The sequence below is a fragment of the Vibrio sp. 10N.247.310.98 genome, assembly GCF_041467395.1.
In the GTDB taxonomy this organism is placed as follows: Bacteria; Pseudomonadota; Gammaproteobacteria; order Enterobacterales; family Vibrionaceae; genus Vibrio; species Vibrio crassostreae_C.
The window spans coordinates 26,493-32,930 of the sequence record NZ_JBFSUL010000057.1 but is presented as its reverse complement, the minus strand read 5'-3'; the positions used below and the strand labels follow the sequence as shown (position 1 = coordinate 32,930).

Below are 6,438 nucleotides of genomic sequence, written 5' to 3'. Positions count from 1 at the left end.
TTGGACATAAAAAGACCCCCAATAATTGGTGTCCAACTATTGGGGGTCAGTTCACAAATCAGCGGCTTTTAAAAACATTAGCGAGTGACTAAGAAAGAATTACTTCTTCTTTTTCACTGCTTTTTTGTTTGGAAGGTCAGTGATTGAACCTTCGAATACTTCCGCAGCTAGACCAACAGACTCGTGTAGAGTTGGGTGAGCGTGGATAGTAAGAGCGATATCTTCTGCATCACAACCCATTTCGATTGCTAGGCCGATTTCGCCAAGAAGTTCACCACCGTTAGTACCAACAACAGCACCACCGATTACGCGATGAGTATCTTTATCGAAGATCATCTTAGTCACGCCGTCTGCACAGTCAGAAGCGATTGCACGACCAGAAGCAGCCCAAGGGAAAGTAGCAACTTCGTAATTGATGCCTTCAGCTTTCGCTTCTTTCTCAGTCTTACCTACCCAAGCAACTTCTGGCTCAGTGTACGCAATTGATGGGATTACTTTAGGGTCGAAGTAGTGCTTCTTACCAGAGATAACTTCAGCAGCTACGTGACCTTCATGCACACCTTTGTGAGCAAGCATTGGTTGACCAACAACATCACCGATCGCGTGGATGTGAGGAACGTTAGTACGCATTTGCTTATCAACATTGATGAAACCACGCTCATCAACTTCGATACCCGCTTTTTCAGCGTCGATAAGTGCACCGTTTGGAACACGACCGATAGCAACAAGAACAGCATCGTAGCGTTCAGCTTCAGCTGGTGCTTTTTTGCCTTCCATTGAAACGTAGATACCGTCTTCTTTTGCTTCAACAGCAGTCACTTTAGTTTCAAGCATTAGCTTGAACTTGTTCTTAATGCGCTTAGTGAAAACTTTAACGATGTCTTTATCCGCAGCAGGGATAACTTGATCGAACATCTCTACAACTTCAACTTTAGAACCTAGAGAGTGGTAAACCGTACCCATCTCAAGACCGATGATACCGCCGCCCATGATAAGCAGTTTTTCAGGTACTTCGTTTAGTTCTAGTGCATCCGTAGAATCCCAAATACGTGGGTCTTCATGTGGGATGAAAGGAAGTTTGATTGGGCGAGAACCCGCAGCAATGATTGCGTTGTCGAAGTTAACAGTTGTTGCTTCGCCTTCGCCTTCAACAAGAATGCTGTTAGGACCAGTGAACTTACCGAAACCGTTAACAACAGTAACGTTACGCATCTTAGCCATACCGCCAAGACCGCCAGTTAGTTGATCAACTACTTTTTCTTTCCAGATACGGATCTTGTTGATGTCCGTTTGTGGCTCGCCGAATACAACGCCGTGCTCTGCCATCGCTTTAGCTTCTTCGATTACTTTAGAAACGTGAAGAAGTGCTTTTGATGGAATACAACCAACGTTTAGACATACACCACCAAGAGTGCTGTAACGTTCAACTAGTACTGTTTCTAGACCTAAATCCGCACAACGGAATGCCGCTGAGTAACCAGCAGGACCTGAACCAAGTACAACAACTTGGGCTTTAATTTCTTTGCTCATTGTGACCTCTTGTAGTCATTATCCCTAACAGGCTGAGTAGATGTTCTTAAAATTATTGGGCTTTCAAACAGGAAACATTTTACAGAGATGTTAACAGTGTGAAAGTAGCTTTAAGTTAGCCTGTGAGCTAGACAACAATTCCCCATCAGATTATGAGAAATGCAGGAAACTGTTCTCTAAAAATAGTCTTTATATAAAGAATTAAGGTGACCCGAAAGTCACCTTAATAATTACTTTCTCAATTACAGTACTAGACGACGAATGTCAGATAGTGCGCTGTTTAGGAAAGTAATGAAGCGTGCACCTTCAGCACCATCGATCACACGGTGGTCGTATGATAGAGACAGTGGAAGCTGTAGACGTGGTTGGAACTCTTTACCATTCCAAACTGGCTTAATTTCAGACTTAGATACACCTAGGATACCTACTTCTGGAGCATTTACGATTGGAGTAAATGCAGTACCGCCAATACCACCAAGGCTAGAGATTGTGAAACAACCGCCTTGCATGTCTGCCGCTGTTAGCTTACCAGAACGTGCTTTCTTAGAAACAGCCATTAGCTCTTCAGATAGCTCGTAAATGCCTTTCTTGTTCACGTCTTTGAAGACAGGAACAACTAGACCGTTTGGTGTATCAACAGCGATACCCACGTTTACATACTTCTTAAGAATGATGCTTTCGCCATCTTCAGAAAGAGAAGAGTTAAACGCTGGGAATGCTTCTAGCGCTTTAGCAACAGCTTTCATGATGAACACAAGTGGAGTGATCTTCATGCCAGTGTCTTTCTTCGCTTCGATTGCGTTCTGTTCTTTACGGAATGCTTCTAGCTCAGTGATGTCTGCGTTGTCCCATTGTGTAACGTGAGGGATCATTACCCAGTTACGGTGCAGGTTAGCACCAGAGATCTTCTTAATCTTAGAAAGCTTCTGAACTTCAGTTTCGCCGAACTTGCTGAAGTCAACTTTTGGCCATGGTAGTAGACCAAGAGCAGAACCGTCGCCGCCTTTGCCAGATGCAGCTGCACCAGACTCAAGACGCTTAAGTGCATCTTTAACGTAAGACTGAACGTCTTCTTTAAGGATACGGCTCTTACGACCAGTACCTTTAACCTTAGAAAGGTTAACGCCAAATTCACGAGCTAGACGACGAACTACTGGAGAAGCGTGCGCGTAGTCACCGTTCTCTTGGAAGTCGCCAGCTGCTGCTGCAGGTGCTTCTGCTTTAGGAGCAGGTGCCGCCGCTGGAGCTGCTGCTTGTGCAGGTGCTGCAACAGGAGCAAGAGCTGCGCCTTCAACCGGAGTGCCGGCCACGACGAAAGTCATGATTAGAGAGCCAGTTGACACTTTGTCGCCAGCTGCAATCTTGATCTCTTTTACTGTACCAGCGAATGGTGCAGGAACTTCCATTGAAGCTTTGTCGCCTTCAACAGTAATTAGAGATTGCTCTTCTTCTACTGTATCGCCAACCGCTACCATGATTTCAGTAACTTCTACTTCGTCACCACCGATATCAGGAACGTTTACTTCTTTTTCAGCTGATGCTGCTGGAGCCGCTGCAACTGGTGCAGCCGCTGGAGCAGGAGCTGCTGCAACTGGAGCGCCAGAGCCCGCTACTTCACCTGTTTCTACAGAGAAAATCATTACTAGAGAACCAGTAGAAACTGAATCACCAGAAGCGATCTTGATTTCTTTAACGATACCAGCGAATGGTGCAGGAACTTCCATTGAAGCCTTGTCGCCTTCAACAGTAAGAAGAGATTGCTCTTCTTCTACTGCGTCACCGATAGCAACCATAATTTCAGTTACTTCAACTTCATCACCGCCGATATCTGGTACGTGAACTTCTTTAAGCTCAGCTGCCGCTGCAGGAGCTGCAGCAACTGGTGCCGCCGCTTCAACTGCTGGCGCAGCCGGTGCTGCTGCAGCACCTTCCGCAGGAGAGCCTGCCTCTTCAAAGATCATGATAAGAGAACCAGTAGAAACAGAATCGCCTTCCGCTACTTTGATTTCTTTAACGATACCCGCTTGAGACGCAGGAACTTCCATTGAAGCTTTGTCGCCTTCAACAGTGATCAGTGACTGCTCTTCTTCAACCTTGTCGCCAACGTTTACAAGAATCTCAGTTACTTCAACCTCGTCAGCACCGATGTCTGGTACATTAATTTCGATTGTCATTGTATTTACCTACCTTAATGCCAGTCTTATGCGTATTGCGGGTTAGTTTTTTCAGTGTCGATATCGAATTTAGCAATTGCTTCAACAACTACAGATTTCTCGATGTCACCACGTTTAGCCAGTTCAGTTAGAGCTGCAACTACAATGTAGCCAGCGTTAACTTCGAAGTGACGACGTAGGTTTGCACGGCTGTCAGAACGGCCGAAACCATCTGTACCAAGTACTTTGTAAGACTCAGTTGGCATGTACGCACGTACTTGCTCAGCGTAGTTCTTCATGTAGTCAGTCACTGCGATTGCAGGTTCTTTACCAAGAACAGTCGTGATGTACGGTACTTTCTCTTCAGCTTCTGGGTGAAGCATGTTGTCACGCTCTACCGCTTGGCCGTCACGAGTTAGTTCGTTGAACGACGTTACAGAGAATACGTCAGATGCTACGCCGTACTCTTCGCTTAGAATTTCAGCCGCTTTACGCGCTTCGTTCATGATAGTACCAGAGCTCATTAGTTGAACTTTGCCCTTAGCACCAGCGTGAGATTCAAGCTTGTAGATACCTTTACGGATGCCTTCTTCAGCGCCTTCTGGCATTGCTGGCATTGCGTAGTTCTCGTTCATTACTGTTAGGTAGTAGTAAACGTTCTCTTGCTCAGGACCGTACATGCGACGGATACCGTCTTGCATGATTACCGCTAGCTCGTAAGCAAACGTTGGGTCGTAAGAGATACAGTTCGGGATAGTGTTCGCTTGGATGTGCGAGTGACCATCTTCGTGCTGTAGACCTTCACCGTTCAGTGTTGTACGACCTGCAGTAGCACCTAGTAGGAAGCCACGAGCTTGTTGGTCGCCTGCTAGCCATGCCATGTCACCAATACGTTGGAAACCGAACATTGAGTAGTAGATGTAGAACGGGATCATCGGTAGATCGTTTGTGCTGTATGAAGTTGCAGCAGCAACCCATGAAGCCATAGAACCTAGTTCGTTGATACCTTCTTGAAGAACTTGACCAGACGTTGCTTCTTTGTAGTAAGAAACGATGCCTTTATCTTCAGGTGTGTATTCTTGACCGTGTGGGTTGTAGATACCAACCTGACGGAATAGACCTTCCATACCGAATGTACGAGCTTCATCACAGATGATAGGAACGATGTTCTTACCAATGTTCTTATCTTTAAGAAGGATGTTTAGCGTACGTACATAAGCCATAGTTGTAGAGATATCACGCTTCTGTTCACCTAGTAGAGGTGCGAATGCGTCTAGCTCAGGAACCTTGAACTCTTGAGTAAACTTAGGAAGACGTGCAGGTGTGTAACCGTGTAGAGCGTTACGACGAGCGTGCATGTATTCGTACTCAAGCGTACCTTCTTCCAATTTCAGGTAAGGAAGTTCAGCGATCTTCTCATCTGAAAGGATGTCTTCTAGGCCTAGGCGATCACGTAGGTGTTGAACATGAGTCATGTCCATTTTCTTAACACCGTGTGCAATGTTCTTACCTTCAGCTGCATCACCCATGCCGTAACCTTTAACAGTCTTAGCTAGGATTACAGTTGGCTTACCGTTTGTCTCTTTAGCATTGTTGAATGCAGCAAACAGTTTAGAAGAATCGTGACCACCACGCTTAAGAGCGAAGATTTCGTCATCAGTCATGTCTGCAACTAGTGCAGCTGTTTCTGGGTACTTACCAAAGAAGTGCTCACGTACGTATGCGCCATCTTTAGATTTGAATGTTTGGTAGTCACCATCGATAGTTTCGTTCATTAGTTGAAGAAGCTTACCAGTAGTGTCTTTAGCTAGTAGAGAATCCCAGTTGCTACCCCAGATAACTTTAACAACGTTCCAACCTGCACCTTTGAATAGGCCTTCAAGTTCTTGGATGATGCTACCGTTACCCATTACAGGGCCGTCTAGACGCTGTAGGTTACAGTTGATTAGGAAACATAGGTTGTCTAGCTTCTCACGCGCAGCGAAAGAGATAGCACCACGTGATTCTGGCTCATCCATCTCACCGTCACCTAGGAACGCGTATACGCGTTGCGCTGAAGTTTCTTTCAGGCCACGGCCGTCAAGGTACTTAAGGAAGCGCGCTTGGTAGATAGCAGAGATAGGGCCAAGACCCATAGATACTGTCGGGAACTGCCAGAACTCAGGCATCAGTTTCGGGTGCGGGTAAGAAGGGATACCTTTACCATCAACTTCTTGACGGAAGTTATCTAGCTGTTCTTCAGTTAGACGACCTTCAACGAATGCACGAGAGTAGATACCTGGAGAGATGTGACCTTGGTAGTAAACTAGATCGCCACCGTCTGTCTCGTTTGGAGCACGGAAGAAGTGGTTGAAACATACTTCGTAGAACGCTGCTGCTGACTGGTAAGAAGCCATGTGACCACCAAGGTCTAGGTCTTTCTTAGAAGCACGCAATACGATCATGATTGCGTTCCAGCGAATAATCGAACGAATACGACGCTCAAGAGTTACGTCACCAGGGTAAGCTGGCTCTTGTGCTGCTGGAATTGTGTTGATGTAGTTTGTGTTGATGCCTGTAGCCATATCAACACCATCTAAACGTGCTTTATCTAGAACTTGTTCTAGTAAAAACTGTGCACGTTCTACACCTTCTTCACGTACTACTGACTCAAGAGCTTCTAACCAATCTTGAGTTTCCAGAGCATCAACGTCATGCTTCATGTCAGACATGGCGATCTATCCTTTTTGTTAGTTGGATTCTACTAAACACGTAA

At 45.7% G+C, this 6,438-nt stretch carries 3 protein-coding genes; all 3 read right to left on the bottom strand.

Annotated features, from left to right (window positions below; genetic code table 11):
• Positions 1–99: 99 nt before the first annotated feature.
• A complete protein-coding gene (gene lpdA, locus AB6E78_RS18540; protein ID WP_017059440.1) occupies positions 100–1,530 on the bottom strand; it encodes a dihydrolipoyl dehydrogenase in 1,431 nt (476 codons plus the stop codon).
• A 242-nt stretch (positions 1,531–1,772) separates the two neighbouring features.
• Positions 1,773–3,704 (bottom strand): pyruvate dehydrogenase complex dihydrolipoyllysine-residue acetyltransferase, encoded by a 1,932-nt coding sequence (aceF, locus tag AB6E78_RS18535; RefSeq protein ID WP_372111951.1) that lies wholly within the window; start codon positions 3,702–3,704, stop codon positions 1,773–1,775.
• A 26-nt stretch (positions 3,705–3,730) separates the two neighbouring features.
• Positions 3,731–6,394 carry a pyruvate dehydrogenase (acetyl-transferring), homodimeric type gene (gene aceE, locus AB6E78_RS18530; RefSeq protein WP_372134048.1) on the bottom strand — a complete coding sequence of 888 codons (2,664 nt, stop codon included), beginning with the start codon at positions 6,392–6,394 and terminating at the stop codon, positions 3,731–3,733.
• Positions 6,395–6,438 lie beyond the last annotated feature (44 nt).